The following is a 25,983-nucleotide window of genomic DNA, read 5'->3' on the forward strand; positions in this document are numbered from 1 at the left end:
GGGCGTGGGGGCCGACGCCGATGTCACGATCTACACGCCCGACGACAACCGCGAAACGATGTTCGAACTGCCGCGCTACGTGATCCACGCCGGTCGCGTCGTGGTCGAAGAGGGGGACGTGCGCGATCCGGTCGAAGGCAAATCGCTGTACGTGTCGCCGGAATACGACGAAGACGCCGAGCGCGACATCGCCCACTGGTTCGACGAGTTCTACACGATCCGTTTTCGTAACTATCCGGTGTCGCTCGATTACTTGCACGCGAGCGAATGCGTGCCGTGCGCGGGGCGGTGACCAGTAGCAGCGCGCCGGCCCCAGCAGCGGGAACTCACTTTCATCCGGACGTCTGTTGTCTGCGGGGCCGCGTTGAATCTTGCTTCGCGCCGGATGCTTGCGGCTAGTCGAAACTCCCCGGTGGTGGCCCTCAGGTAGAAGTTTATTTGTCGAGCTGAAGCGAACAGATTACGACGGCCAAAGCTACTTTAGCAGGACGGCATACGGATCGAGTAGCTTAGCCATGAACTTAATTTGCTTCGCCGCGCTGGGTTTTTGTGGAGGCGCGCCTTCTTCCTTGCAAAGGCAAGCCTTATCTATACGGCCTTGCAGGTAATCGACGGCCCTCCTTCCACGACTAGGGCCGACGCCAACAACGAACTCATCCGGTGACACGTCCAAATCGCCCGGAACGATCTCGTCTAACACCAGCGCGTACCGGGACCCTGTAACCTCAATTCCTTTGGGTATCGGCTTCCAGATAACTCCATCTTCCGAATACTCAGTAGCAGGAACGACCTCCGGATCCGCCTTCGAGTTAATTGGCTCCATCAACAAATACACTGAGCCGTGCTTTTGCATCACACCTTTGGCAAATGGCTGGACTTGCGTTATTGGATGGCACGCAGACCCCCCGTAGCCCCAAAAAATCTTTCCGGCCTTGGAAAACTCCTTATTTTTGCGCTCTAGTATCTGCTCAAACGTCTCGCCAGCATGGTTTCCGACCTTCATAAAAACGAATGCTTGCGGTACGGCGACGGTGGACATCCTGTAGTCTCCTACTAAAGCGGTTCAATTTCGTGATCGTTTGATGGTCGCTTTCCGCCGGCCGTGCGGTCACGCACGAATTTCGCCCGCAGTGGCGAATTCCTTCCATAGAAGTTGTCTAAATAGGCTTTCGGCAAAGCTTCGCTCGCATAGGCATCGTTCCTCTTGGTGTGGCAGGTAAGGGCAATGCTGCACGATCGTAGGTCCGGCGAGTCATCCAGATGGTAGTGGTGAAACTCCGGTACCAGCTCAGAAATGACGAACCCTTGCGACAGTGCGTAGCTCTGCGTCGAAAAAAGGACGCTCCTTGTCCAAGGGAACTCGCGATCATCCGCGATCACGACACACCCAATGCCGTTTGTCGTTACAGCCTCGAATCCTCGTAGGAGAAACGCCTCAATGCTACGGCCATCGTTACTCGCGCCAAACGGCGGATTTGTGTAGAAGCCGTCGTAGCCGCGCCAATGTTGGACCGGGAGCGGAAACGCCACATTATAAAGCTCGGCCGTAACCCTATCCGCGATCCCGTATCGCGCCGCAAAGCCGCGAACAGACAGGACTACTCGTTCATCGAAGTCGAGCACGTGGACACTTTTTGGTCCATGCTCAAGCAATTCCCGTTGGTGCAAGTGGACCAAGCAAAGACCGATTGCATCGCCGTCGCCAATAAAGACTACTCTCCTACCGCTAAACCACCGGCTGACATGTTCTGCTTGCAACAGCATGTCAGCGGTCTTCATAAATATTTGGTCGAACTCACGTAGCGCATGCGGGCGATTGTTCACCACGTCCGAAATTGCGTTAAGGCATTTGCGCAGGTCAATATGATGCGCCATCCGCTGCCCTTTCTGGACACTTATAGTTTTTCAATAAGTGCAAGAATTTCTGATCCGGTCTTCGGGAAAAGGTACTTGGTGACAATAAACGCCATTGCCGCAATTTCTCCGAATACGGACACGATGAACGTATTCATGGCTGACTCGGGCAGTGTCAATTCACCATATCCGATAAGAAAAAACGCTACATTTACAAGGCCCAATTGTACGAAAAGGGCGATGAGGAGGCCCCACGCATAGTTCTTCCGTAACTTCCGTTCCTCCGTGTGTTGCTTTTCCCACGCCTGTAGGATCGTTCGTAGCTTGTGGCTTTTGTCCTCAATGTCCCGTAGGCGACCGAACGAATCAACATCCGCTGCGGTGACCACGTTCCCGACCGCAACCACTTGAGCGCTTAGATTGGGCGGTAACGCAATCTGCTGATCCATCAGACGAGCCCAAGGCGTGAAAGACGAAAGCCCATTGCGGCTTCGGATACGTTGAACGTCTTCGCGAGCTCAAGCAAGTCCTGAGTTCGGTTGAATTCCTGCCGTACAAGATCTGCGGGCATCAAAAGTGCAGCGGCAAACTGGTTCGCCTGAATCTCCGGCCGGCGTTGGTCAACAGGAGCATCGGCGCCGGAGTCGTTCTCGCGAAAGAGGTCAATGGTTGAGTCAACAAAATCTCCATCTGAAAGCAAATGAAGAAAATGATGCCCCAACTCATGGGCAATGGTGAACCGTTTGCGGTATGGCGGGTCAGATTGGTTTACCAGCATCGTCACCGCATCACCGCGCTTCGAAATCATCCCCGAAAGGGACTCGTCGGAGAATCTTGCATTGTGAACCTTGATCCCTTCCCGGTTCGCGAGGGTGACGGGATCAACCGGTACGGAGTAGAGACCGTGGGTTCGCAGAACGTCGGCGGCGCGTTTCTCAATCTCAGCCTGTGCGATAAACGGCGTCGTCGCTTGGGTAGTCATCGTGTATCCCGGCTTCGGCGTGTCATGACGAGTCGCGGCCTAGTATGGTGTACATGAGTACATTATGGCAAGGCCGATCCGGTTTAGTCGCCGCTAGCAGCGTATCAAAACCGTCCGCAGCCTACAATTTTCTATTGACCGTTTCCGCTCACGCACCGCTTGCGCCGAATGCTGCGGAGCGCGCAACGGCGACTATGAATCGGGGCGTCAACTAGCATCTGCTCCTCGGAAGGTGAACCCGCTACTTCCGGTTGCCAAACGCTCGCACCAGATCTGCGGGCGCAGTGAAGTTTGCATCGGCAAGTGCCGCCAGATAATCGGCGGGCGTATTCAGATTCCGCAGGCTGGCCAATTGCGGGTCGACGTCGCGTAACTCGTCGGCCGTGACGCGTCGTGTCGGGACGCGTTCGAAGAGAAATGTCGGACGCAGTTGGTCGGCGGCCAAGAGCGCCTCGATCTCCGGGACCACCGTCGAGCGATAGACGGCGGCCAGCGGATGATAAAAGCCGTCGATCCAGGGAACCGCGATTTCCTGTTCGCCCACCAGGCTCGCCATCCGCTCGATAAGGGCCGGCAGCAAAAAGGGCGTGTCGCAGCCGGTGATGAAGGCTGCGCAGTCACGACCCGCGGCGGACAAGCCTGCCCGCATACCTTCGAGCGGGCCGCGTCCCTCGCTCTCGTCGCGTACGACCTGGATGGTTGACGCGAGCCGCGGCATTTCTTGTCCCGGCGCGGCGACAACGATCACCCTTTCCGTCACGCCTGCGACGATTCGCACCGTGCGCGTGAGCAACGTTTCGTCGCCAAACGGCAGCGATGGCTTGGCCAGTCCCATCCGCGAGCTGCGACCGCCACAGAGTACGACGCCGACAAGGTTCATGACGGTTCGCGGGTTCGATTCGAGAGTCAGGCGAGCCGCGGGCAAGCGCGCCGCACGCCGGTACTATAGCGGCGCGGCAAAGCCCAAGTGATGCGCCGCGTGCATGGCGTGGAATCTGACCCACTCCTCGCGCGACAGCGGACCAAGGTAGGGATGCGCCGGGTACGGGCCGGTCGCATTTTGAAATCGTTCGATGGCGCGGGCCAACGAGGTCACTTCCTCGGCCAGGTCGAGATCGGCGCTGGGCACAAAGGGGGCCGGCGAGGGACGACCGTCGGGAAACACGCCCGCGGCAAAGAAGCGCTCCTTGAGTGCCGCCTGTTCGGGCGTCGCGGCAGGAACGGTTGAAGCGGGCCGCGCGGTCGAGCGGATCGCGCCTGCCAGGTGATTGCAAATCTGCCCGAGCGTCCACTGGCCGGCCACGGCGTGGCCTTTCAATAGCTGCTCGACCTCGGGCATGATTTCGTCGAGACTCTGGAAACTGAGCCGGCGTCGCGTCGTCATGTGCGGATTCCCCTAACATCCAAAACCTTCGCCGCCGCCTCATTCTTGCAGATAGGACAGGCGAGGCAACAGGATCCCGGTTTCGCTTTAGCGCGAACAACATCATGCGATTGCTACCGGGTTTCCTGGCGGAATTCGGGCCCCGGAGGGGGCTACCGCGGAATGTGTCAACCGGTGCCGTTCACGTGCTGCCTAAAGTCGGCGGAGCTGCGCACGCGCTTCACCCTTTGCTGTGCTTGAACCCAGACCAGAAAGTTCGCCAGCATTTCCTGAGCGTCATGAACGATCTGCTCCGTGGCGAACGGCTCGCGCTTGAGGCGATTGATGGCCACCTTGACATCGTCACGGCTCGTGATTGCCCGCAGGTCGATGTCATAATTGGCGGGCTCGTAAGTCAGTTTCCCGTGTTGCTGATGAATGACCCAGTCCGGCATTTGTCATGGCTCCCCGAAAAGCCTGGCATCCTCGATTCAAAAAAGGATAAATGAGCCTCAACGCGCGCGGCATTATACAAAATCGTAAAAGGGGTCAAGGGGGTGGCGAGCGCGGGAGAACTGCCAAGAAATTCTCCGTCGATAACTTCTGTGGCCGGCCGCTGCGAGGCCGGGGATTTCTCGCGCCGCTTCCAGGGGCGCAGACCCCGACGGCGGATTTTGTAGCTCTCGCAGGGGGCGGACGCCGCGAGGGCTCTCTTTTCGCCGCCAGCGGGCCTTGGAATTCGCACGGTCGTGGTTAAGCCGCGTGACGCAGCAAGGCGTTCATCGGCTCGGCGGCCGCACATGGCTTCGGCCCAGCCCGGCCCGGCGAGAGAGCCACGGCCCCGATCAAAAGACAGCCCAGCGTATGCGGATGGATCGCGCTTACGACGCTCCAGACCGATTCGCCGAGTAAGCCGCGATGGACAAGCAGGATCAAAAGCGAGGCCACGCCGGCCGTCGCCCATTGCCAACGGTGGGCACGGCCGGCGGCTGCCGTCTGCGCAAAAAGCAGCATGGCCGGCATCGCCAAGATCAGATGGTGCAACCAGCACAAGGGCGACAACTCGGCGACCAGCACACACACCATGGCCCATTCGCCGGCAATCGCGGCGCCGCCGTCCGCAAAATCGGCCCGATGACGAAAGCGCCAGGCCAAAAGCGCCGCGAGCGCCAGCAGCGAAATCTGCACGAAGCGTTTCGCCGCCCGCGGCTCGAGCGTAGCAATCCGCAAGTCGCCCGGGCTTTCGACGTGCAGCGAGTGACCTGGCGGGTAATATTGCACCAGCCGGGCCAATGCCAGCGGCAAGGAACGGTTCCACAAGGCCGGCTCCTCGATGCCATTTTCCGAAGGATCTTCGATAGCCAGGCGCGCGGCGGCCGTGCGCAGCCATTTCCCGTGGGCGGCCAGATTTTCACGCCAGCCCAGCCGCACGGCGGGCAGCAGACTGACCAGGCACGCCGTGGCGACCATCCAGCCGGCCGCCTTCCATTGCCGCTTCCACAGCAGGTACGGAAAGAAGAGGACGGGCATTACCTTGTACAGTGTCGCCAGGCCCAGCCAGATGCCTGCTCGGGACGGCTTGTTCCGCAGAAGCGCGGCTAGCGCCGCCGTCAGCAGGCAGAGCAGGAAGATCTGCAACCCACACTCGGCCAGGTCGCGATGAATGTAGGAAGCCGCGATGGCGACCGCGACGGCCATCGGCCCGATCCAGTTCTCGTTTTTCTCTTTGCCGATCCGCGACCAGAAATAGGTACACCAGGCAACGCCTGCGCACATCGCCAGAAACCAGATCGCACGGTCAAGGCGGTAGGGAATCCAGGCCGTGGCGGCGTCGAACATGGCCCGCGCCGGCAGGTAGTGCTGCCCCGTGTAGACATACAGTTGGTCGTCGATGAACGACTGGCCGAAGTTGCGATGCCAGAGAAAATCGTGATCGCAAAAGAAGACGCAATTCACGAATTCGGCGATGAACAGCGCGAGGAGAACGCCGCGGACCAGCCAGCGCACGGTGCGCGGCACGCGCGGTTGGCCTGACTCTGCGAAAACGGAAGATCCCTCCATGGATAGTTCCCTGGCGCGACGAGGACGGCGATGCTGGTTGGCGGACCCATGTTGCAAGCCGCGCCCGCCGGCAAGCCGCCCAAAACTACGTCCTGGCGTCCAGGCCGGCAACCGCAACTGCCGAAAATTTCTGCGTTCCGCGCCGCCCGCAGATGCTAGCATGATGCCCGTCCTGGAGCGTCGTCGGAAGCGATCGATCGGGCCGGCCGGCACTCGACCAGCGCGGTCCGCCGCCGCCGCGGGCGAATAACAAGCTGCTCGCTCGATGGAGATAGGAGGTCGTTGTGAAGCCTGAAGAAATGGCACCGGTGGCGGATCCACGCACGTTGTTCGCGGCCGAACGAACCCTGCTGGCCTGGGTCCGTACCGGCCTGGCAATGATGGGCTTCGGTTTTGTCGTGGCCCGGTTCGGGCTGTTTCTGCGGGAAATCGCCTCGATGGAAGCCGAACCTGTGGAGCGCCGATTGGGGGTGTCGCTGTGGGTGGGAACGGCGCTCGTGCTGTTGGGAGTGGCCGTCAACGTGTGCGCGGCATTCAAGCACTACCACGACGTCGCGCGCTTGGATCGGGGCGAGCCGCTAAGGTTTCGGCCACTGGCGCTGGGCAACATCGTGGCGCTGGTGCTGGCGCTATTGGGAGTGATCGTGGCGATCTATTTGATCTTCGGCTTGCACGACGGGCGGTAGATTCTCGCGTCGCGGCCAGACGGGCGCGAACCGCTACCAATCTGGTGCGAAGCAGGTCCGACAGGCCATCGAGTCTGTGAAGATCGACGCGGAAAATGATCGGCACGAGGTCGGCTTTCTCATCGAAGTATTCCGCAGTTGACAGGAACGCGAGAAATGGAATCCTCCAATATCCTGGCCAAAGTTCCCTCGAACCTCCCTGGTGAGTTCATCGAGATCTTGGTCCAAGCTTCCCATGTCCGCATCGAGCGCATCGTCTCGCAGGGGCACAACTCACCTCGGGGCTTCTGGTACGACCAGGACACGGACGAATGGGTCATGCTCGTCGAAGGCGCGGCCCGGCTGCGCTTTGACGACGGCGTTGTCGAAATGCGCAACGGGGACTATCTGCACATACCCGCGCACAAGCGGCATCGCGTCGAGTGGACAGATCCGCATCGGCCCACGGTCTGGGTTGCGGTACATTGGGGCGCGCCCTAGTTGCAAATTCAGGACTCCCGGCACGCCGCCCGCACATTGCCCACGTCGCGAAGGACTTCCAGAATCTGCTCGCCCGGTCGCAGGCCGACCACCGTTCGATGCGCCGAGGGCAAAACGCTCTCCGTTCCCGCCGGTTGGGTCTTAGTGCCGTCCGGCGACGCCGCGCTCACGCGGCGCGTAAAGGGCGCGGACGAACATTGGGTCGTTCTGGAGAAAAAGCGCGGGAGGACGTTTTCGCGAGGCATCTGGGCGCCGTCCGCGATCCTCGAGCGGATTCGTGCGGGACGTGTTGCCGAGTGCGCGACGCCCCATCGAGCGAATTAAAATCCGCGGTCGGAAGCACCCGACCGCGGGCCTATTATCGCTCGAGACGCAGTAACGCCAGGCCGCACAATTTGCGTACTTCGTCACGGCGGCTGTCCGGGCTGCGCGTTCGGTGGAATCGTCGGGTTCACCAGGGCCGGATTCGGCGCCGGCGTGGGAACAGGGGCCGGTGCGGTGCCGCGCGCGGCATCGATCGTATTGCCGACCGCGCCGCCTATCGCCGCGCCTCGATTCGCCCCGGCGGGCCCGGCCGCGGTGTTACCGATATCGGCGCCAAGGTTCGCGCCGTTCTGCGCGGCCGGCCCCATGGGCGCTACGTTTTGCGACGGGACGTAATTGCGCCGGTTATAGAAGCGATTGCCGCGATAGCCGGTCGTGTACCGCGGGTTCGAATACGTCGCCGGATCGTAGGCAGTCCAATGGTTGTTACGGTAGTACATCCACGAGTTTTGCGGTGTGTAGTACCACCACTGATTCCTGTGGTTGACGTAGCGCCAACGGTCAGCATTGTTGATGCGGGCGTCTTGGCGCGCCGCGGCGTCAGGATTCACGTCCGCACGGACCGCGGCCCGATGGGCCTCGCGATTCTCGATGCGAGCGCCCACTCCCGGTGCTCCGACGGCATCGCCCGCGGCCGCCGCCGCGCGCCGCGCGGGTCCCACGACCTGCGCTTGCGCCCACGAAGCGCACGCGGCCATCAACACGAGTCCGATTGCTATGCTCGTTCGTCGCATACAGACACCCTCCTTTTTCGAGATCTCTTAGATACCGCCATCGCGCTCGCAAGCGTCGACAACGCCGCCTGCACGGTGGCGTTCAAAAAAAACGCATGCCCTGCGAAAAGCAAATGGCACGCCAAAATGATCCGTGGAATCTCGATGCAAGCGCGCACGCGTGAAAGGAGAGCATTCTGTGACCGCGTTGCCAGGGAATTGTCGCATCGGCCCGCTGCTCGACAGGCGAAAACACAGTTGCTGCATGGCCGACAATCAACCAGCAAGACCATTGCTGAACCGGCGCCATCGCACCTACCCGACCCCGATTTCTCGAGTTCGAGGGGTGTTGGATTTGACAACGGCCGGATAAAAGGCCAGCTTTTCTTAGGGTGCTAGCCAAAGCCCGGCCCGCGACCCGGGCGCTTCGATGAGGCACAAGGCTTATGGAAACCCAGCAGGATTGTCAGGCGCGGCCGGCCCGTGCCACCTCGGCGCTGATTGCGTGGCTGAGTGTCTGCATGCTGGCTGCCGCTTGGGGCGCCAGGATGGGGCCCGAATGGGTCACCGCTTGGCGCGATTGGGGCGCCTTTGGACTCACGGCGGCGGTTGGCCTGAACGTGGCTGACCGGTTGCGTTTGGCCCGCCGGAAACGACGAGAAGAGGCGGATGCTCAACAGCTTCTCGAGCGCCGCATCAGCACCGTCATCGAAGAGGAGTCTGCCGAGGAATATGCCCGGCGCGAGCCTGCGAACAAGCGGGATCATCAATTGGTCATGTGAAGCTGTTCACGGCGGATCGTGGCGGACTATCGCTGCGGCTTCTGGGGAAGAGCATCGGCATCGGCCGTCGCTAGTAGCGCTTCGATCTGGTCGGCAAAGTCCGCCACGCGCGTTCCCAGACGCAAGACACGGCCGTCCCGGCCGATCAAGATCATCATGGGGATCGTCTTCACTCCCAGTTGATCGGCCAGCGCGTGCGATGTGCCGCCGGCCAAGGGCGGATCGCAAAGGATTGGCCAAGCGAGGCGTTGCTCAGCGACGAAATCGGCCAGCCGCTCCCGATCTTCGTCAAGGCTCACCCCCACGACTTTCAATCCGCGGTCACCGAACCGGGCGGCCAGACCCTTGAGCGCCGGCAACTCCGCCACGCAGGGCGCGCACCAGGTGGCCCAGAAATCGACCAAGACCACATGATCGCGCAGCGTGTCTGGATTAAAACGACCGCCGCCGTGCAGCTCACCCACCAGCCGGACGGGCTGCCCCAGCATCTGCCAACGCTTGGCGAGACCGGCCAGGTGGTCGGCGGCTCGTCGCGATCGAACATCGTCGCGCTGGCCAAGCGCGGCGCCAAAATCGACTGACGCTTGCAAAGCCAGCCGCGGGGACAGTGGCTCCAGATCCTCGGGCAACTTTGCGGCGAGCGTAATGAGCCGAGGGTCGGTATCGGCCCTCGCAAGCTGCTTGCCCACTTCGGCCATGATTTGCACGGCCTCCTGTTGGCGCGCGGCCGGGTCTTTGATGGCACGTAGCTGATCCGCACGATACCACGAAAGCAGGAATGCCGCACGGCGACTCACTCCCCGATGGGGATCGTCCTGCATCGTTTCTGCCGCCTCTCGCAATTCGCCCGCCGCGCCGTCGGCGCCAAATGTCACGAGCTGCCACAGTGCGTCGAGCTTTTCTTCCCACGCCCGGGTGGCCGACGCATCGTCGGGCTCGAGGGCCAAAATCCGATCGGCCGCCACGACGATCGATCGCTGCTGTGCCGTGCGTCGCGCCATGTCCGCTGCGGGCGATTCGGCCGGCCTCTGCTCCTTGGCCTGCTGGATGAACGCCACGAGCTCGTCGACCGTGGTGCCGCGCACGACAAGGCCCCGCGTTTCGTCGGCGTCAACGGCGCGCGCGCAAAGGCAAACTGCTGCCGTGATCGCTGCGGCCAAGGAGAATCGCATCACGTTTCGCGCGCGAGCCGCCATATTCGTGTGCCCTTGAGCTGCCGTGACTACCAGCGAGAACCACCTGCGAATTCCACGCTGGGCTACCGCTTAGCAATATCATGTCCTCGAAGTTTGAGCGAGTGAATAGATCATGGCTCGGGCACGACTAGCCATGCGCGCCTAGGCGGTGCCTGCTGCATCATGATCCGCCGGTTGTCGCTTTCGCATACCCTGCACACTGTACGACTGGCTGGGCGGGATACTTCGGAAAGCGGTGGTCGGTGGCCGACAACCGACAGAGCAGAAATCGGGAACCTGTGCCCGAGACAACCTCGCGGACGTGTTGGCAAGATTTGCACAGGCTCTCGGGCATTCCCCGCGGTCCTTTTCATTGGTGAAGTGCTCGCCACGAAAAGCCATGAGCGTTGCACCGTCAGTCGTCGACAGGCAGCGGAAGCTCCTCGGGCTCGACATCTTTGACGCTCAGGTCGCCATACACGGCGCGATACTTGCCTGTGCTCCTCAGTTTGTAGAACAGAACGATTCGACCGGCGTCGCCAAGCCTGGCTCCAGCTCCAAGATATCGATATCTTCCGCCAACGGTGTATTCATTGGCGAACGACGGAATGACCCAGCCGTTGCCGTTGGCCAGATAAGGGTAATGAATGTCGAGAAACGTCTTCTCGGTTTCCGTTCGATCTTTCTTATCCTTGGTCGCGGCCTCGTTGTAGCGCTCGTAACCAAAGCCATGGGCGTCCTTGTAGAACATGCCGTCGTTGAAGCGAGCCGTGGCGCCCAGCCACTCGATCATTTGTGCCTCGTTGACCGTAGGACGCGGCGGCGCGACGGTCACTTCAAAACCCTCGGGCGGCGTTTGGTTAAACAAGTCGGGATCGAGCTGAGGATTGAACACGATATGATCCTGGACGGACCCCAGCAGCTCGCCCTTCGAGAAATCCTCTTCCGCCGTGCCGGGGTGGGCATCCTCCGCTTCCGGATCAAAACCTTCCAGGCCCGGATCGCAAACGCGCAGCAGCTCCTTATTCTTAGCGTTCAGCCAAATATCGACGGTTTCTTTCCATGCCGGGAATTGATTCGGGCGCCGATAGCGAAACACGTTCGCCACCGTGCCGTGGAAATCTCTCTGTCCCGCGAATTCGATCGGCCTCTCCGTCAAAATCTCCTTCACCGAAGCGAAGGGGCCGCCCGTGCTGTACTGATTGGTCGGCTCACCCCACGTGGCCTTCTTGCCTTTCATATCCAAATGCAACGCTTTGTTTGTAGAGGCGTCGACGATTTCGACGGACCGGATCGAGCCGTCGTCGTCGAATCGTGTCTCGCGGTATCGATTGGGCGATTGATAAGCTCTTTCCGAGCGTCGCTTGTGCAGCCAGGTGCGCTTTCCGTCTCGGCTGTAGACGCGTTCATAAGTAGTCCAGGTCCATGTAACGGTCGTCGCTCGGTCGAGAATTTCGACCGCGAGTGCCGAGGATTCCTGGCGCGAAGGAAACATGACAGCTAGCGCGACGAGCGCTGCGGCCGCGACCGCCGCGGTCGAGAGCCGCACGATCCACCGCCGTCGTCGGCGAGACGCGCGTGCCGCGCCCGGATCGAGGTACGCCACGACATCACCATGGCGATGCAACCAGGCGTCGAAATCTGCCGCGGGCGCGGTGCCGAGCGAAGTGCGCAATCGTTGCTCGAGATCGGTTTCCGAAAAACGGTTCATCGGTATCGCCCTTCGGTATCGAGTGTCGCGAGTTTGCTTGCCAGTTGGCGCCGCGCTCTTTGCAAGCGGCCGTGAACGGCCTGGTGCGAGATTCCCAACGCAGCGGCAATCTCGTCGTACGACAGTCCACTGAAATAATGCAAATAAAGGATTTCGCGTTCCGCGTCCGAGAGTCGATCGAGTGCCTGGTGTATTTCTTCGCCCGGACCAGTATCGTTATCGGTCTGCGCAATGGGGTCCGCAGTCATCGTTTGGATGTGCCCGTTGCGCGACCGCCCCATTTTCGTGGCCACCCGCCGGCAGATCGTCCCCAGCCATTCGGGAAATCGGCTGGTGTTCCTAAGTAAGGACAGCCGGCGGCAGGCAATCGCGAACGCCTCTTGTGCGGCGTCCTCGGCCAAATGTTGGTCGTTCAACCGACTGCGGGCGATGCCCACCGCCATCTTGTAATAGCGCTCGTATAGCTTGCGGAATCCGTCGATATCGCCAGCGCAGGCAGCCTGAACGAGTTCGGCGTCGGAGCTTGGCAACGGAGTGTATCCCGCCAAAGGGTTGAAACGTCCTATTTTCACCCCATTAGTGACGCGGAGGAAAGAAAATGAGCGCGGAATTTCGCCGCTTGCGTCGAGATTTATGAGAATCCGCTCGCCGATGCCAGTTATGTCGGCACGTACCTAGCCGAAATGCTTACGCAACTGCCTCGCCCATAGCGTCAGCCACAAGACGAGCAGCACGAAGAACCAGAGGATCAGTTTGTAGGCGGCCATCGCCCAGAACCAGACATTCTCGACGTAGTCCCAAGTCACGTCCGGCCCCCAGATGTCTTTCAGCCATTCGGGATGGCTTGCCATTGCCGCCAGGTACGCAAGCCAGCTAGCGGTCAGCAAGCCCACCGCGGCCAAGAGCACCCACCAGCCTGCGATCGCTGCGGCGCGCACACGGCCTTCGAATTGGTCTGGCATCGAAGTCTCTCCTTTGCATGTCCATCATGGCATCTCGACCGTCCATTATAGCCCTGTTCGGGGATTGCAAGATTCCTGTTAGCCTTGCGCTAGTTCTTTGCGTGGCGCTTGAAATATCGGCCGGCAGTTCTACGCTGCACACTGGCGGTCCTCTTCCTCCTTTCGTTGACGGCGATTTGCTATGTCCAGCATCGATCCTTCGAAACCGGCGCCTTCGTTCTCGATGAAGCGCGTGGCGATCGCATTGCTTCCCGTCTTTCTCGCCGCCGTCGCCTTTTGGGCCTACAAGTATCGGGCGTACGAATCGGACGCACAGGCCAAGGGCGAGCGGATGCTGCTCGGCACGCTGGGGCTCGGCAAGCCGACCAAGAACCGCTTGAACGAACGGTTCCAGGATGCCGATGCCGACCTGGTGGCTGACGCGCCGAAGGACGCCGCGCAATTCGTCGCGCCGGATACCCTCTATTTTTCTTATGTCGGCGGCGAGGATTCCGATCGGCAACACGCGACTTGGCAGGAGTTTCTCGCGGCGCTAGCGACCAATATCGGCAAGAAGGTCGAATACCTCGACCTGGCGAGTATCAAAGATCAGCTCGACGCACTGCGCGACGGCCGCTTGCACATTGCAGGCGTCAACACGGGCAATGTGCCCGCCGCCGTCAACCAGTGCGGGTTCGTGCCGGTCGTCACGTTGGGAGACGCCAAAGGAACGTTTGGCTACACGGTGAAGATTATCGTGCCCAGCAGCAGCACGATCAAAGCCGTGCCCGATCTACGCGGCAAGCGGCTGGCTTTGACGGAGCCGGGGAGCAATTCCGGCTACAAGGCGCCGCTGCTTTTGCTGATGAATGATTTCGACCTGTTACCGCAGCGCGATTTCGAATGGGTTTTCACCTATGGACACGACGCCTCGATCCAGGGCATCGCCAGCGGTAAATACCAGGCGGCCCCTACGGCCAGCGACATGCTCGCCCGGGCGGCGTCGCGCGGCGAAATCGATGATTCGAAGTACCGCGTGATCTACGAATCCGAGCGCTTTCCGCCTGCCGCGCTCGGCTACGTCTACAACCTGGCGCCCGAGCTGGCGGAAAAAGTGACGCACACGTTCAAAGCGTTTGATTGGGCAGGCACGGGACTCGAGCGGGAGTTTTCGCCCTCAGGCGTCACGGCGTTTGTGCCGGTGCGCTACAAGGACGATTGGGCACTGGTGCGTCGCATCGATGACGCCATGGGAGCGGGCTACGCGCCGCAGTAGCGACTGTGTCTTTCGTTTTGTCGCGTGCGATCGCGCGGCAACGAATCCCTCTCCCTCGCAGGGAGAGGGATGATCAATGCTCCCTCTCCCTGCCAGGGAGAGGGTTGGGGTGAGGGTCAAGGCGTGAGGCAACCCATCAAGTCCACCTGTTCGATGTGCGCTCTGACGGAATCATTCACGACAAGTTTCTAGCTGAATTGACGCTCCCCTGACAGGGAGGGGAGGTATTCGCGCCGTCAGCTTGCCACATGCGCGCACGTTGCCGCTCAACCGCGGCAGGCTGCTTCGATCTTGGCGACGTCAATCTTTTTCATCTGCATCATCGCCTCGAAAGCCCGCTTGGCGGCCGCGGGGTCGGGATTCGAGATCGCTCTCGAGAGCGCGATCGGGGTAATCTGCCAGGACAATCCCCATTTGTCCTTGCACCAGCCGCACGCGCTCTCCTGGCCGCCATTGCCGACGATCGCATCCCAGTAGCGATCGGTTTCGGCCTGGTCGGTTGTCGCGACTTGAAACGAAAACGCTTCGCTGTGCTGGAAGGCAGGTCCGCCGTTGAGCCCCAGGCAAGGGATGCCGAGCACGGTAAACTCGACCGTCAGCACGTCCCCTTTCTTGCCCGCCGGATAATCTCCCGGCGCGCGGTGGACCGCCGTGACGGACGAATCGGGAAACGTCTTGGCGTAAAACTGCGCCGCTTCTTCGGCGCCGCCGTTGTACCAAAGGCAGATCGTATTTTTTGCTGGCTTGGCCATGAGGAATCCTCCGTCGGCCATTCTAGCGATCGCCGAGTGGACCGGCTACGGGATGAAAGGATATTCGCCGGGCCGTTCTGTCGACAACAATCTCTCGATCGCCTGCCGAAGCTGCGGCGCGGCCGTCGGTGATTGCTGCACAATCTCGGTGAGCGTGCTGATCTCGGTTTTTACCCAAGCGACGGCCTGCGATTCCAGATTCGTGATCGCGTGTTCCAAAACGCTGGTCCATTCGCTGACGAGCCGCGCGAGATTCTTCTCCGTTTCTCGTGAAATACGATTGATCACGTGTCGGCGAAAGAGTCCGCCAACAACGCTCATGGGCAACAACCACCAAAGCAGCTCCCAATTCGTCATGAAGGGGTGGCTGATCGAGACCGGCATTTCTTGTAACGCAACGCGATGGGGCGACCAGGAAACCGCCGACACCGTGATGCCCGTTTCGCGTTGAATATTCTCGCTGACCCTGTTCCGAAATGCCTCGAGGATGCGTTTGAATCGGTTCTCTACATCGCTGACGAGCTTGTCCGCAACGGAACGCGCGCGCTCACTGAGCAGGCCCAGCTCGTGGCGCATGGAATCGTTCAGCCATTCTCGGTAGCGGCTGCTCTGCACGGCCAAATTGCCGCGCCATGCCCGGAGCTGCTCGCTGAGGTCGCGCCGCAAACGCTGCTCGATGGCGGTAGCGTCTTCGAAGAACGCCCTTTCAAAAGCCAGCCGGCTCTGTTTGCCGACGCGCTCTTTTGCCAAATCCAACTCGTCTTGAATCAATGCCTGGCTGACGCTTTCCGTGAAGATCGCCTGACGAAGGCGTTCCCGATCGGCATCGTCGCGCTCCGCGGCGGCGAGCGCGACCCGCAGGTAACCCTGGCAGGCAGCGCCCGCGGTGTCGAGCTTCAGGCTCAAAGCCCGTTCGTATTCGCCGGCCGTATTGCGGGCAACGGGCGCCAGGACCGTTTCACGTAGCAGCGCAAGCCATCGCGGCCCATCGACCCGCGCGGAAAACGGAAGGACGGGGATCGTGCCGTCGTTGTCTTCGCGCAACGCTTGCTCGATGAAGTGCAATACCTCGGCGCGCTCCTCTTCGGAAAGCAAGTCCACCTTGCTGAGGACGACGACCACGCGCGGTGCTGTTTGCTTCGCTTGCGCGACAAGCTGTCGGTCAGCATCCGAAAAGGGGCGTTCCGAGCTTACGACAACAAGCGCCAGCGAGGAATGCGGCATCCACGCTTCCGTGGCCTGGGTGTTGTGCGCAAAGATGCTGCCGAGGCCGGGCGTGTCGACAAAACGCAAGCCCTGCCACTCGTCGTCGAAGGGAATGGAAATATCGACGCGAGAGACCTGCTTTTGGTTTCCAGGATTACGAGACTCGCTGACGAAATCGGCGATCTTGTCGGGCTGCGTAGCCTCGACAGTTCCGTCGAGATGAGCGACCCGCGCCGATCGCTGCGATCCTGCAGAGACTCGCGTGATGACGGCCGTGACTGGCAGCACGCCCACCGGAAATAACGGCTCTCCTAACACCGCATTGAGCAGCGTGGATTTTCCGGATTTGAACTGCCCCAAGACGGCCACATCGAGAACGCGCTCTTGGGCGAGTGTCTCGCATGCCCGAACAATGTCGCGCAGTGACTTGAAGTCGAACTGCTCGACCAATTCCTTAAGAACATGCAAGCGGTCGGTTGGGTCGGGCATGAAAGGAAGAGCAGAGCGTGAGCGAACGTCAAGAAAGCACCGCTGAAGTGTAGCTTGTACCATGCAAGTGTTCGGAGCCCGTTTTGCCGCAGGCGGATCTCTCGCGTTCAACAGCATTCGCTACCACAAATGGCCGGTTTGCAAGGGCGCGGCGACCTCATCTACAATGCCGCGTTTTCGACGCTGCACGCCGGAACAAACTCGCATTCGTCGGCGAAACAACAAACGGAAGATACCTTTCTTGGAGCTAGCACCTGTGATTCGAGACACACTTAAGACGGGCATGATCGTCGCGGTTCTTGGCTTCCTCGTCCAAGGCACAGATGCCTTCGCGCGAGGGGGCGGCTACGGCGGATGGTACGCAGGTTATGGAAATGGCACTTGGACCTACGCTGGGTTCGGCGGTCCCGGTGGGTGGGCGCCGCCCGTGTACGGCTATACGGGCAACGGATTCTCCTCGTTCCCTACGCGTCCGTATCCACAACAAGCCAATACTTCGCGAACCGCTTCGGACGGCATGAAGCTGATCGTGAATGTGCCCGCGGACGCTAAAGTTTTTGTAAACGGTCGGGCGACAACGAGCGTGGGCGCAATTCGCCAATACAGTTCAGCCGGCCTCCGACCGGGCTCTAAATATGACTATCGCGTGCGCGCCGAGTTCACTCGCGACGGCAAATCGGTGAGCGAGGAGAAAACCGTCTCGGTGGCCGCCGGACAAACGGTGGTCCTTGCCTTTGGTGCGTCGGCTGATCCGCAAGTTGCCGACGTGGCCGCGTCGCCGTAGCGCTAGGGTCGATTGCTGGCCATCCGAAACCGTTACCTTAGTATCGCGCTACCTCTTCCGCGTGTAAAAATAGAAGGCCGCAAACACGACCAGGATGCCGGCCGGCAGAGTCCAGGGATAGCCGCTTCTGCCTGGGGCTCGAAAGCTCGACGACCGGCCGGTTTTCGCATCCCATAGCAGCACGTGTCCGCGGTTGTCGCCAATGGCGACCGTTCGGGCATCAGGAGAAGTTGCCAGCGCCGTGACCCAACTGTCGTGCTTAAGCCGCGCGGCAACCTCACCTGTGGCAACGCGGACTAACGTCACGCCGTGCTCGGTTGCGATCACCAGGTTGTCCGCGCCCACGAACTGCACGTTGCGGATTTCCATCTCGCACGGGAAAGTGCGCATCGCGTTCGTCGTCGGGTCACAGAACAAGATGTTGTTGTCACTGGCCACCGCTAATTGGGCGGCAACCGGAGAGAACGCGAAGCCGCCCGTGCCACTACAGTCATAAGATGGCCCAGCGCGCAGGTTTGCTGTCGCGTCGTACAGCTTGACCTTGTCCTGATCGCGTATCGCGACCCAATGATTATCCGCGGACAAGGCTATACCGGACCGGAAGGGGCTGAAGATAGCGATGTTCGGAGCGTTCTCGATCTGCTTTGCATTGTCCGCCGCGAGAAGGCTGACGCCGCTTCCCCACGACGACTGCGCAACGAGGCTTCGATCTTGCGAAAGCGAAAAATGCAGGTGCGCTGCTTGCGTCACGGGCCCGAACGTGGTTACTTCTTTTGCGTTCAAATCGCAGACGCGAATCTCGCTGGCGTTGGCATCGAGAAAAAACAACGAGTTGCCGTCAGCGCTGAAGGCGAGTGAGTCGGGGCATTGCCGGAGCACCGCGAAGGCGGGGCCTTGATTGCCTGGCAAGAAGTTCCGTTCGACGATCTCTGTTGGAGTCGCACTTTCGACATCGACCAGGCAGATGTTGCGAGCAATATTCGCGGCATAACCCTTAAGTGGCACGTTCGCATTTCGCCAATTGAGTTTTACGACGGCCAACCGCTTGCCATCCGGCGAAAACGATAGTGCCTGAATCCTGGTATACGGCTCGCCACATCCTTCGGCAGGCACCAGAGCAAAGAGGAGGGCGAGCACCGCGACGCCCATGAACATCTGGGAAAGCGTAAAACGCTTCATGGCCGGTACCAAGGCCGTTGATAGCGGGGGCGCTCCGACTCGTCGCTCATTGGTAGACCTCAGGCGCGGTGGCGCGCCGGCTCCGTTTCCTGAGGTCCCCTTTCAAACCGGACGTGCGAATTTCCCGCATCCGGCTTACCGATGGTCTTCTCATGCGACATGCGCGCCTCCAGGATACCGTATCGTGCCCAGCAACTGGTAAAGGCCGTGTTCTTGGACCAGCCGGCGATGCGACCACTCCCGCGGACTGAAGGGGCGCGCACCGGGTCGGTTCCGTCGTTGACCGCCGCGTCGCACGAGCAGCCGCAACAGCCGCTGGTAGACGTACTGGTCAAGCTGGTTGAACTTTCCCGAAGCGTTGCCCGTGCGGAAGTAGCCGCCCCATCCACGCAGCACCGGGTTCAATTCCCGGATCACCTCGCGGATGTCTTTCATTCCCGCCCAACGTCGCGGACGGGTGAGATCGTGGAGTCGGCTGCGAATGGCTTGCATCGCGCGCGGGGAGGGCCATCGGAACAGATACGGCTTCCCCTTGAAGCGGGAACGCACGATCCGCAGATAGCAGCCCAAGAACGTGAAGCCCTCGCGTCCAAGTCCTAATTCCACCAGTCGCGTTTTGGTCGGGTGCAGTTCGAGCCGCAGCAGACCCATGATCTCTTGCACCTTGGCCAGCGACCGTTCGGCCTGGGCGCGCGTGCGACAGAGGATGACGAAGTCATCCGCGTATCGCACCAATTGGCCCAGGTGAGAGCAGGTTGCCGTCCATATGCGATCCAGGTCGTTGAGGTACACATTGGCCAAGAGCGGTGAGATCACGCCGCCCTGCGGTGTGCCCGCAGTCGTCGTTCGCACCACGCCTTCCTCCATGACCCCGGCCCGCAACCACTGGCGTAGCAGCTTGAGCACTCGTCGATCCGAGATGCGAGCAGCCAGTTTCTCCATCAGGAGGTCCTGGTCGATCGCGTCGAAGAAGCCCTGAATGTCCGCGTCGACCACGTGATGGTGGCCACGGCCACCTGTGATGCGGATGACCTCCAGGGCTTGCGTGGCGCTGCGGCGCGGACGGAAGCCGTAGCTATTCGGCTGGAAGTCCGCTTCGAAGATCGGCTCTAGGACGATCTTCGCCGCCATTTGCACCACGCGATCCCGCACCGTCGGAATGCCCAGCGGCCGTTGCCGTCCGTCTGGCTTGGGAATGTACCTGCGGCGCACCGGTTGCGGCCGATACTTCCCCTCACGGAGCATGGCCGCGAGTTCTCGCAGGAACTCCGCCACGCCTTGCTGTTCAATCATCGACAGCGTAACGCCGTCGATGCCGGCAGCCCCTTTGTTGCTACGCACTCGTCTCCACGCTTCCAGCAGAACGTCACTCCGCCAGATCCGGTCATAGAGCGCATGGAAACGACGCTCCTCGTTGCGCTTGGCCGCGATGTACAGCCGGCGCTGGAGTTCTCGCACTTTATCAGTGGGGTTGTTGGGTCTTGCGACCATGCCCTCGCGCTTACCTCCTTACGCCAGCATGACCAAAGCAGGGCTCCTTCCCTCTACCGGCGTTGTCGGCCGGCATCGACGGTACTATGAACCCCTCGGACTCCCGCCCAGCACGATTGCCTTTCGCCATCGGCTTATAGCAACCGCCTTCGCCCAACGTGGGCCGCCAGGACGGGTCTCTCCTGTTCCACATCCGACTGTGTTGACGTGCCTTCCTCCATACCCCGCGGGCGTCCTGCATCGCTCCGGTCCTCACGGATGCAGTCTATTGCCTTCGCCGTGGCATGATCGGCTCGGCCACCCGTCCCTTTCGGGCTCTTATGTCACGAGGCTGCAAGGTTCACTTCATGTTAGGCCCGCCAACTTGCTTCCTTCGCAGAGACAGTATCGCCTCCTTAAAGGCTTTCGACGTCCCGCTCAGCCGATGCGGCTCTCGCCCATCAACCGGGACCTGCTACGCGGCGCTCCGGCGCTTACCGCGACGGGACTCTCACCCGTAAGTCGGATACAGCAAGAATCTCTCTCCTTTCGGATCGCGATTCGATCAGGACGCACCATGTTGCCATTCTACGCTGGCATCGCACCCTAGGTAGGTCATACAATCCTGGATGCCGGATTAACAACCTCTAACCTTTGGGGCTCGCATGAAGACGGCGTCATTGCATCTCGGTCTCGCGCTCTTGTTGCTCGCGAACACGACCATGTCGGCGGCGCCAAAGCCGCTCGACATGGATGCTGCTTCGGCCGAAGTCTCGGCGTCCTATGGCAAAGCGCACCCGGAAGTGCAGGAATTCGTGCTGCACACCGCGCGCTCCTTTGGCTCAAGTGGCCTGTGGTTGAATGAAAATGCTTACGCCGATCTGACACCACCAGACCGCGAAGCGAGGATCGTGTATTTGATGAAGCTTTTCGAGGAAGCCGAATACGGCCGGCACCTGTGCCAGGCTTTGGCCGAGGCGAGCGCTCTGAAAGACCCCAGGCTGGTGCCAGGGCTCGAGAAGGTCGGCGGATACCACGTCGACGGAAAAGACTACGATTGCCGCCCCAAGTGGATGGCGGTCGCGGCACTGGCGCGGCAGGAATCGCCCGATGCGGTTCCCCTATTGGTCAGCCTGGTCGACCATGGAAATCAAAACACCCGATTCTGGGCCCGCGCCGCCTTGGCAAGACTGGCGAAAGACGACTTCAAAGAAGACAAGCAGGCCTGGAACAAATGGTGGGTCGCTGAGGGACACGAGGCGATCGACCCGGCCTTGCTCAAGCCCTACACTCCGCCGACAGAAAATTGATGATTGCCAGCAGTGGAGAACGTGACAGGTGGTGCCAGTTAGGAAACCCACGAACCGCGACTTACCACCGTCCACGTCCCGTTTTTCTTGCGCATGTCGAGAATCGTTCCACCGCCGTCGAGTGGGCCGCGAATTTCGCCGAAGGTCACCTCGACCTCGCCCTTCTTGTCGATCTCGACGCCCAGAAGCTGCTCTTTGATGTCGTTCTTTTTGCAGTAGGCAATCGCGGCTGTCCAAATCTCGCGCAGGTCTTCAGCGGAAAGTTTGCCGATCACATCGAAAGGCGGCCTCTCACGCCGCGCGGTTTCTGGAAACAACGCCGTGACACGCTTGTTGTTCTCGGTGTGGCCGAGGTAATCGACAGGCAAGACTAACTGAGCGACAGCCACGTCACCCATCCAACTTCGCCAAAAGGGGACCGAGGGCGGAAATGCGAATTCGGACGCAAGATCATCGGCGAGCCAAACTCCGCCGCCGTGCGTCTCGATCTCGAAGATTGCTTCCCGGCGCGCCGTCACGTAGTTCAGTTCCCAGACGAGTCCTGCGGCGAGCAGTGTCACGACGGCGATCGCCGTGGAGAATGAAAAGCGAAGCCATCTTCGACTGTTGCGAGGGAGGTAGCCCATCGATCTTGTCCGGTCACCTGATGTTAGCGGACCGCGATCGGGAACTGCGATGAGTCGGTCGCTCCCGGTTTTCTCAAGAGCCGCTCTTTCGGCGGATCTTTCTCGGGCGCCAGCCGTACCCGTTCCAGCCCGATTTCCATCCGCAAGCGCGTGGCCTTGGCGTGATAGTATTTTTCGGCCTCGCCTCCCCGCGCGCCGGCGTCGTGCAGGGCTTTGACCTTGGCCTCGACCTGCCGGGCGTTATCGACCATCTTTTTATAGATTGCGATTCTTTTCTCTTTCGAGTCTGCTACTTCAAGCTCTGCTTCCAGCAGCTCCTGGTTTGCCGCGAGAAGCTGTTCGAGCGTGATCGTGTCGGTTTCATAGGCGGCCCGCGTCGCGTCCACGTAGCTGCGCAAGGTTTCGGCGCGCTCCAGGAGCAGCTTTTTGAGATGGCCCGGGTTGGCTGGCTCGTCAGCCGCGGCGGCGGTTGACCGCAAAGCTTGCAGGGGCGCGGACGCGATGAAAATCGTTGCGACCAAGATCAGGCGACGTAGACTGGTAGACATCATTTGGTCCTCCAAGTGTCGCAGAAATAGACAGAGCCAATATAAAGTCGCAACAAGCGCAATGCACTACTTTGCACTTTTACGCAGATCGCGATGCTTGCTAATCGGAGCATCCATATGAAAGCGCAGCAGCGGCCGTGGATTCGCCCATTCGGTGTACTGGTGATCGCGGTCGCGGCTGTTCTGCATAGCGCTGCACTTCTCTATGCTTTCCCCGCTGGCCCGCCCAAGACGTCCTCATCGGACGACGACGGCCAGGAGTCCGACGACCTGCGCGGCAAGCCGGCCAGCAAGAAGCCGCTCTTGGTTCAGATGGCCGAGGAGCACGGTTATCGCCTCGGCGATGGCGAGGACGTCAAGCGGATCGCTCCCCCTTTCGAGCCCATTCGCGCCAAGTATTATCACGAGGCTCATCCCGGTCAGGCGGCCGCCATCAATGATCCACCCGACGCGATGCTGTTCTATTGGAGCGACCGGGATCGAGGTCTCAAACAATGGAAGATGAACTTCGGCGGTCACGACCTCCGTGGCATCTTCGACTTCGTTGCCGAGATCAAAGGCCAGGCGATCGAAGGCCCCGACGACCTCATGCGGCAGCGGATCACGGGCGACTGGATCGTCCGCGTCGGCACCAGAGACTTTCGACTCGTCAAACAACTCGAAGAGATCCTGCGGCATGATCTATCGTTGCCGATCCGCCTCGAGTTTCGCGAGGTGGAACGTCCGGCCTTCGTCGTCACGGGAGAGTACAAATTCCATCCGCTCGACGAGAAGCAGGCTCGCCTTCTGGCTGACTACAACTTACGACCGAACACGATCAATATTTTTGGAAAGAGTCCTGTGCCCAACAGTGGTGCGGGCGGAGGTAGCGGTCACTTTTCCGAGATGCTGGAATGGCTAGGGGAATGGATCCAAATGCCAGTAGTTTCCGATCTGGAGAACCCGCCGACGAACGACTTTACGTGGTATCTCCATGCGCGCAGGCCGATGACAAAACAAACACGCGCCGAAGATCACGATCCCCAGCTCGTGATGGCCAATTTCGTGGCCCAGACCGGCTTGAAAGTCAGCGAAGAAGTGCGGCCCGTTCGGGTTCTCTTTGTGGTTCGCCGGGAAGCGAACGAATAGGTTGCGTCGCGCCCCCTTTCAGAAGTTGGAATGAGGCCGCGAAGCAAAAACTGCCACTGTACCGCTCATTTGATCGTCTCAATGCGGAGCGCTACTTGTGGTGGCGCGACGGAGGGCGCGGCGGAAGCATTGAGAGAAAGAGACGCCCCGCCGCGAGTCTTGGATAAAAAGACCGCGGCGGGGCGAGATTGCTGCCGGAGGTACATAGCCGGGGGGGCAATATGGGGCGGCAGCGCATAAATGCTACGACGTAAACCACGGCCGGCAATCGCGGCAAATTGTCGGGCACGTCCGACAAAATGGCATCGAGTGTGAACGGCACCTTGGTACGACGCGAGCTTTCAGCGTCGCAGTGACATTCGGCGAAAGGCGCCCGTTATGAAAATGCTGATCCGCTCGCCGCTGTTTGTGCTTGCCAACTGCATTGTGGCTCTGGCGATCGCCGGCGGAAATGCGGCCTGTGCCGACACGCCCAAATCGTTGGGCACCGCGATCGAGGAATTCAATCAACGGGCGCTCGCCGATCCGATCGGCAAAGATCAACCACCTCTGACCGAAGGGGAAGTAGTCGCGGTCATACGATTGTCAGAAAGAGCTGACTTTGCAGAAGCACCCGAGTCGCTTTTTCAGACGTTCAAGCAGATTGCAGTCACGCGCCAACTTCCTCCAGACGCTTCCTTCGAGGTGCTGACCGGTATCGATCCGGGCGGAGAATTCATTTTCGATGTGTGGTACGTGCGCATCTCGCTACCGAAGCCCGACGGCGGCACTTACAGCTTTTCGATCCGGAGGCGAGTGGTCGGCTCGAAGTCGGTCGCGATCGTGGCGCGAGAATTGGAGCTAAAGCTAAAGCCGATCGAACCGGTGCCCGGTGTTTACCGAATGGAACAACGGCTGAAGGAGCTCAAGGAGCGCGCCGCCGCGATTGAAGCCGCCAAACGCCAAGGCGCGCCACGAGGGAGGCCTTGACGAAACACAACGCACCAAACTCCGTTCGCTGTGCGTCATCCTTCGTGCGCATCCGTCACGGATCGCAGCCGCAGCCTTTGACAGGACAAACCCAGCAATCTCTCGCAGAGTCAGGGCAAGATATTGAGCCCAGTTCCACGATGGCGCCGGTACAATCAGGCAAAAAAATGAGCCGGCGGCATATCCGGTATGCTCGCCGGCTCATTACCACGCAAGGAAAACGTGTTAAGGATACGAACACCGGCCGCCGGAAAAGGTGTCGCCAATTTCTGGTCGAAAGTCGACCCAGTCCGCGGCGCCATGGCCTTTCGCAGGGCAAATTGCAAGGTCCCCGGGGAGAAATGCCCGGCTTCTACCGCGCCGTGCGCTTCGGCTGTCGAGCCGCTAGGAAGGCCAGTCCGCCAAGAACGGCGAGGATCAAGGCCGAGGGCCCGGGTGTTACGCCAAGTACCTTTATGCAAGGGGCTACGACGGGGGGCTGCGACGTCGGCATTCACGCGCAGATGGCAATCCCGATGCAGTCCGACGCGTCACGATCCGCGGCGTGAAAATAATCGTGGTGGTCCCAGATGTCATCCATGGCAAGCGACAGGGACCGGTCGGAACCATCGCCCAATCGGGTTTTTCCCGAACAATTGCAGCGCTCGCAGCACCAACGGGTGGCCGTCTGGGGGCCGATATTTTCGACCGTCAGTTGATAAACAACCCCGTCAATACGAATGGTGCGGCGGCGCTTCGACATGGGCGTCCCTCCTAGCTCTACAAATGGGCCGCCCGCCCCGGCACCGGGATATCTGCCATGCTAAGCGCAGCGCTTGCTCCCGCAAAGATCGACAAATTGGCAGGACCATTACACATTCGACAGGCTTGGGCGCAAGACGAGAGCCGTCCGGGCGGCCGGCGCGTAGCAGCTAAGTAGAGGCTCGCGCCCCGTGCCCCGCGACATCGAACGTGTCGAGGCTCGATGCACGAGCGCTGCAGCGCAAATGCGCCACAAGGCGTTCTCGACGACGCTAGGCTATATCAGCCTGGCGAACCGGATGCGTGAGGCTGCGGCGGACGTGTCAGTGCCGGACATGCTGAAAGGCCGAGTCGTTTAGCCGAGCAACGGAAAGTCTCGATCAAGGCTTGTAACGTCACCCGCCGGCAATTTCATGGACAGAAGGGCCCGAAT

29 protein-coding genes are annotated in these 25,983 nt (G+C 60.5%); 9 read left to right on the forward strand and 20 right to left on the reverse strand.

Features of this window, described 5'->3' with window-relative positions:
* On the forward strand, positions 1-292 hold a 292-nt coding region (locus tag VHD36_03905; GenBank protein ID HVU86437.1), incomplete at its 5' end, for a formylmethanofuran dehydrogenase subunit A.
* Positions 293-475: 183 nt separating this feature from the next.
* On the opposite strand, the gene VHD36_03910 is transcribed toward VHD36_03905, so the two are convergent.
* The 8 genes from VHD36_03910 to VHD36_03945 all read right to left on the reverse strand — a co-directional run bounded on the left by VHD36_03910 (position 476) and on the right by VHD36_03945 (position 6,260).
* Positions 476-1,039, reverse strand: a complete 564-nt coding sequence (locus VHD36_03910; GenBank protein HVU86438.1) for a hypothetical protein — start codon at positions 1,037-1,039, stop codon at positions 476-478.
* 14 nt (positions 1,040-1,053) lie between these two features.
* Complete coding sequence (locus VHD36_03915; protein HVU86439.1) at positions 1,054-1,875, reverse strand: bis-aminopropyl spermidine synthase family protein; 822 nt, start codon at positions 1,873-1,875, stop codon at positions 1,054-1,056.
* 20 nt (positions 1,876-1,895) lie between these two features.
* Entirely contained in the window at positions 1,896-2,303 is a 408-nt protein-coding gene (locus VHD36_03920) for a hypothetical protein (protein ID HVU86440.1), read from the reverse strand.
* Positions 2,303-2,836: an ImmA/IrrE family metallo-endopeptidase gene (locus tag VHD36_03925; GenBank protein HVU86441.1), complete on the reverse strand. Its 534-nt coding sequence runs from the start codon at positions 2,834-2,836 to the stop codon at positions 2,303-2,305. Before VHD36_03925 ends, VHD36_03920 begins: the two co-directional genes overlap by 1 nt.
* A gap of 241 nt (positions 2,837-3,077) precedes the next feature.
* Entirely contained in the window at positions 3,078-3,716 is a 639-nt protein-coding gene (locus VHD36_03930; GenBank protein ID HVU86442.1) for a molybdenum cofactor guanylyltransferase, read from the reverse strand.
* 63 nt (positions 3,717-3,779) lie between these two features.
* The gene (locus VHD36_03935) at positions 3,780-4,220 is read right to left on the reverse strand and encodes a DUF1569 domain-containing protein (GenBank protein HVU86443.1); all 441 of its coding nucleotides are present in this window, start codon (positions 4,218-4,220) and stop codon (positions 3,780-3,782) included.
* A gap of 167 nt (positions 4,221-4,387) precedes the next feature.
* On the reverse strand, positions 4,388-4,654 hold the full coding sequence (locus VHD36_03940) for a hypothetical protein (protein ID HVU86444.1): 267 nt from the start codon (positions 4,652-4,654) through the stop codon (positions 4,388-4,390).
* 298 nt (positions 4,655-4,952) lie between these two features.
* Complete coding sequence (locus VHD36_03945; protein ID HVU86445.1) at positions 4,953-6,260, reverse strand: glycosyltransferase family 87 protein; 1,308 nt, start codon at positions 6,258-6,260, stop codon at positions 4,953-4,955.
* A 284-nt stretch (positions 6,261-6,544) separates the two neighbouring features.
* On the opposite strand from VHD36_03945, the gene VHD36_03950 reads away from it, so the two are divergent.
* Both VHD36_03950 and VHD36_03955 read left to right on the forward strand, forming a co-directional pair.
* Positions 6,545-6,946, forward strand: coding sequence for a DUF202 domain-containing protein (locus VHD36_03950; protein HVU86446.1), 402 nt, complete (start codon positions 6,545-6,547; stop codon positions 6,944-6,946).
* 156 nt (positions 6,947-7,102) lie between these two features.
* Positions 7,103-7,426 carry a cupin domain-containing protein gene (locus VHD36_03955; GenBank protein HVU86447.1) on the forward strand — a complete coding sequence of 108 codons (324 nt, stop codon included), beginning with the start codon at positions 7,103-7,105 and terminating at the stop codon, positions 7,424-7,426.
* Between the two features lie 407 nt (positions 7,427-7,833).
* On the opposite strand, the gene VHD36_03960 is transcribed toward VHD36_03955, so the two are convergent.
* Complete coding sequence (locus VHD36_03960; protein ID HVU86448.1) at positions 7,834-8,484, reverse strand: hypothetical protein; 651 nt, start codon at positions 8,482-8,484, stop codon at positions 7,834-7,836.
* A 425-nt stretch (positions 8,485-8,909) separates the two neighbouring features.
* On the opposite strand from VHD36_03960, the gene VHD36_03965 reads away from it, so the two are divergent.
* On the forward strand, positions 8,910-9,245 hold the full coding sequence (locus VHD36_03965; protein HVU86449.1) for a hypothetical protein: 336 nt from the start codon (positions 8,910-8,912) through the stop codon (positions 9,243-9,245).
* A 26-nt stretch (positions 9,246-9,271) separates the two neighbouring features.
* On the opposite strand, the gene VHD36_03970 is transcribed toward VHD36_03965, so the two are convergent.
* From VHD36_03970 to VHD36_03985, 4 genes are all read right to left on the reverse strand, one after another.
* Positions 9,272-10,417 (reverse strand): TlpA disulfide reductase family protein, encoded by a 1,146-nt coding sequence (locus tag VHD36_03970; GenBank protein HVU86450.1) that lies wholly within the window; start codon positions 10,415-10,417, stop codon positions 9,272-9,274.
* A 418-nt stretch (positions 10,418-10,835) separates the two neighbouring features.
* Positions 10,836-12,131, reverse strand: coding sequence for a hypothetical protein (locus VHD36_03975; GenBank protein HVU86451.1), 1,296 nt, complete (start codon positions 12,129-12,131; stop codon positions 10,836-10,838).
* Positions 12,128-12,661, reverse strand: a complete 534-nt coding sequence (locus tag VHD36_03980; protein HVU86452.1) for a sigma-70 family RNA polymerase sigma factor — start codon at positions 12,659-12,661, stop codon at positions 12,128-12,130. The genes VHD36_03975 and VHD36_03980 overlap by 4 nt, the downstream gene beginning before the upstream one ends.
* 144 nt (positions 12,662-12,805) lie before the next feature.
* Positions 12,806-13,093 (reverse strand): hypothetical protein, encoded by a 288-nt coding sequence (locus tag VHD36_03985; GenBank protein ID HVU86453.1) that lies wholly within the window; start codon positions 13,091-13,093, stop codon positions 12,806-12,808.
* Positions 13,094-13,274: 181 nt separating this feature from the next.
* On the opposite strand from VHD36_03985, the gene phnD reads away from it, so the two are divergent.
* Positions 13,275-14,348, forward strand: coding sequence for a phosphate/phosphite/phosphonate ABC transporter substrate-binding protein (phnD, locus tag VHD36_03990; GenBank protein HVU86454.1), 1,074 nt, complete (start codon positions 13,275-13,277; stop codon positions 14,346-14,348).
* Between the two features lie 266 nt (positions 14,349-14,614).
* Here the strand turns inward: phnD and VHD36_03995 are convergent, their stop codons facing one another.
* Together VHD36_03995 and VHD36_04000 are read right to left on the reverse strand one after the other, a co-directional pair.
* A complete protein-coding gene (locus tag VHD36_03995; GenBank protein ID HVU86455.1) occupies positions 14,615-15,100 on the reverse strand; it encodes a VOC family protein in 486 nt (161 codons plus the stop codon).
* 45 nt (positions 15,101-15,145) lie between these two features.
* Positions 15,146-16,795 (reverse strand): dynamin family protein, encoded by a 1,650-nt coding sequence (locus VHD36_04000; protein HVU86456.1) that lies wholly within the window; start codon positions 16,793-16,795, stop codon positions 15,146-15,148.
* 256 nt (positions 16,796-17,051) lie between these two features.
* Here VHD36_04000 and VHD36_04005 point away from each other — a divergent pair, with 256 nt between their 5' ends.
* Positions 17,052-17,579 (forward strand): TIGR03000 domain-containing protein, encoded by a 528-nt coding sequence (locus VHD36_04005; GenBank protein ID HVU86457.1) that lies wholly within the window; start codon positions 17,052-17,054, stop codon positions 17,577-17,579.
* Between the two features lie 48 nt (positions 17,580-17,627).
* Here the strand turns inward: VHD36_04005 and VHD36_04010 are convergent, their stop codons facing one another.
* Together VHD36_04010 and ltrA are read right to left on the reverse strand one after the other, a co-directional pair.
* The gene (locus VHD36_04010; protein HVU86458.1) at positions 17,628-18,758 is read right to left on the reverse strand and encodes a hypothetical protein; all 1,131 of its coding nucleotides are present in this window, start codon (positions 18,756-18,758) and stop codon (positions 17,628-17,630) included.
* A gap of 150 nt (positions 18,759-18,908) precedes the next feature.
* Positions 18,909-20,249: a group II intron reverse transcriptase/maturase gene (gene ltrA / locus VHD36_04015; protein HVU86459.1), complete on the reverse strand. Its 1,341-nt coding sequence runs from the start codon at positions 20,247-20,249 to the stop codon at positions 18,909-18,911.
* A 644-nt stretch (positions 20,250-20,893) separates the two neighbouring features.
* On the opposite strand from ltrA, the gene VHD36_04020 reads away from it, so the two are divergent.
* Positions 20,894-21,538: a HEAT repeat domain-containing protein gene (locus VHD36_04020; protein HVU86460.1), complete on the forward strand. Its 645-nt coding sequence runs from the start codon at positions 20,894-20,896 to the stop codon at positions 21,536-21,538.
* A gap of 38 nt (positions 21,539-21,576) precedes the next feature.
* Here VHD36_04020 and VHD36_04025 read toward each other — a convergent pair whose 3' ends face one another.
* Both VHD36_04025 and VHD36_04030 read right to left on the reverse strand, forming a co-directional pair.
* Positions 21,577-22,098 carry a hypothetical protein gene (locus VHD36_04025; GenBank protein ID HVU86461.1) on the reverse strand — a complete coding sequence of 174 codons (522 nt, stop codon included), beginning with the start codon at positions 22,096-22,098 and terminating at the stop codon, positions 21,577-21,579.
* An 89-nt stretch (positions 22,099-22,187) separates the two neighbouring features.
* Positions 22,188-22,715 (reverse strand): hypothetical protein, encoded by a 528-nt coding sequence (locus VHD36_04030; GenBank protein HVU86462.1) that lies wholly within the window; start codon positions 22,713-22,715, stop codon positions 22,188-22,190.
* Between the two features lie 114 nt (positions 22,716-22,829).
* Between VHD36_04030 and VHD36_04035 the strand changes: the two genes are divergently transcribed.
* Together VHD36_04035 and VHD36_04040 are read left to right on the forward strand one after the other, a co-directional pair.
* A complete protein-coding gene (locus VHD36_04035) occupies positions 22,830-23,840 on the forward strand; it encodes a hypothetical protein (GenBank protein ID HVU86463.1) in 1,011 nt (336 codons plus the stop codon).
* A 480-nt stretch (positions 23,841-24,320) separates the two neighbouring features.
* Positions 24,321-24,809 carry a hypothetical protein gene (locus tag VHD36_04040; protein ID HVU86464.1) on the forward strand — a complete coding sequence of 163 codons (489 nt, stop codon included), beginning with the start codon at positions 24,321-24,323 and terminating at the stop codon, positions 24,807-24,809.
* A 493-nt stretch (positions 24,810-25,302) separates the two neighbouring features.
* Here VHD36_04040 and VHD36_04045 read toward each other — a convergent pair whose 3' ends face one another.
* A complete protein-coding gene (locus VHD36_04045) occupies positions 25,303-25,551 on the reverse strand; it encodes a hypothetical protein (protein HVU86465.1) in 249 nt (82 codons plus the stop codon).
* Between the last annotated feature and the right edge of the window lie 432 nt (positions 25,552-25,983).

It is taken from the genome of Pirellulales bacterium (genome assembly GCA_035546535.1).
Lineage (GTDB): Bacteria > Planctomycetota > Planctomycetia > Pirellulales > JACPPG01 > JACPPG01.

Excerpts from the sequence above, each read along its gene's own strand:
- ltrA (HVU86459.1), bottom strand. The coding sequence starts at position 20,249 with ATGGTCGCAAGACCCAACAACCCCACTGATAAAGTGCGAGAACTCCAG.
- VHD36_03920 (HVU86440.1), bottom strand. The coding sequence starts at position 2,303 with ATGGATCAGCAGATTGCGTTACCGCCCAATCTAAGCGCTCAAGTGGTT.
- VHD36_04030 (HVU86462.1), bottom strand. The coding sequence starts at position 22,715 with ATGATGTCTACCAGTCTACGTCGCCTGATCTTGGTCGCAACGATTTTC.
- VHD36_03985 (HVU86453.1), bottom strand. The coding sequence starts at position 13,093 with ATGCCAGACCAATTCGAAGGCCGTGTGCGCGCCGCAGCGATCGCAGGC.
- VHD36_03925 (HVU86441.1), bottom strand. The coding sequence starts at position 2,836 with ATGACTACCCAAGCGACGACGCCGTTTATCGCACAGGCTGAGATTGAG.
- VHD36_04045 (HVU86465.1), bottom strand. The coding sequence starts at position 25,551 with ATGTCGAAGCGCCGCCGCACCATTCGTATTGACGGGGTTGTTTATCAA.
- VHD36_03995 (HVU86455.1), bottom strand. The coding sequence starts at position 15,100 with ATGGCCAAGCCAGCAAAAAATACGATCTGCCTTTGGTACAACGGCGGC.
- VHD36_03910 (HVU86438.1), bottom strand. The coding sequence starts at position 1,039 with ATGTCCACCGTCGCCGTACCGCAAGCATTCGTTTTTATGAAGGTCGGA.
- phnD (HVU86454.1), top strand. The coding sequence starts at position 13,275 with ATGTCCAGCATCGATCCTTCGAAACCGGCGCCTTCGTTCTCGATGAAG.
- VHD36_03955 (HVU86447.1), top strand. The coding sequence starts at position 7,103 with ATGGAATCCTCCAATATCCTGGCCAAAGTTCCCTCGAACCTCCCTGGT.
- VHD36_04020 (HVU86460.1), top strand. The coding sequence starts at position 20,894 with ATGAAGACGGCGTCATTGCATCTCGGTCTCGCGCTCTTGTTGCTCGCG.
- VHD36_03965 (HVU86449.1), top strand. The coding sequence starts at position 8,910 with ATGGAAACCCAGCAGGATTGTCAGGCGCGGCCGGCCCGTGCCACCTCG.
- VHD36_03935 (HVU86443.1), bottom strand. The coding sequence starts at position 4,220 with ATGACGACGCGACGCCGGCTCAGTTTCCAGAGTCTCGACGAAATCATG.
- VHD36_03975 (HVU86451.1), bottom strand. The coding sequence starts at position 12,131 with ATGAACCGTTTTTCGGAAACCGATCTCGAGCAACGATTGCGCACTTCG.
- VHD36_04035 (HVU86463.1), top strand. The coding sequence starts at position 22,830 with ATGAAAGCGCAGCAGCGGCCGTGGATTCGCCCATTCGGTGTACTGGTG.
- VHD36_04000 (HVU86456.1), bottom strand. The coding sequence starts at position 16,795 with ATGCCCGACCCAACCGACCGCTTGCATGTTCTTAAGGAATTGGTCGAG.
- VHD36_03915 (HVU86439.1), bottom strand. The coding sequence starts at position 1,875 with ATGGCGCATCATATTGACCTGCGCAAATGCCTTAACGCAATTTCGGAC.
- VHD36_03945 (HVU86445.1), bottom strand. The coding sequence starts at position 6,260 with ATGGAGGGATCTTCCGTTTTCGCAGAGTCAGGCCAACCGCGCGTGCCG.
- VHD36_04010 (HVU86458.1), bottom strand. The coding sequence starts at position 18,758 with ATGAAGCGTTTTACGCTTTCCCAGATGTTCATGGGCGTCGCGGTGCTC.
- VHD36_03960 (HVU86448.1), bottom strand. The coding sequence starts at position 8,484 with ATGCGACGAACGAGCATAGCAATCGGACTCGTGTTGATGGCCGCGTGC.
- VHD36_03930 (HVU86442.1), bottom strand. The coding sequence starts at position 3,716 with ATGAACCTTGTCGGCGTCGTACTCTGTGGCGGTCGCAGCTCGCGGATG.
- VHD36_03940 (HVU86444.1), bottom strand. The coding sequence starts at position 4,654 with ATGCCGGACTGGGTCATTCATCAGCAACACGGGAAACTGACTTACGAG.
- VHD36_03970 (HVU86450.1), bottom strand. The coding sequence starts at position 10,417 with ATGCGATTCTCCTTGGCCGCAGCGATCACGGCAGCAGTTTGCCTTTGC.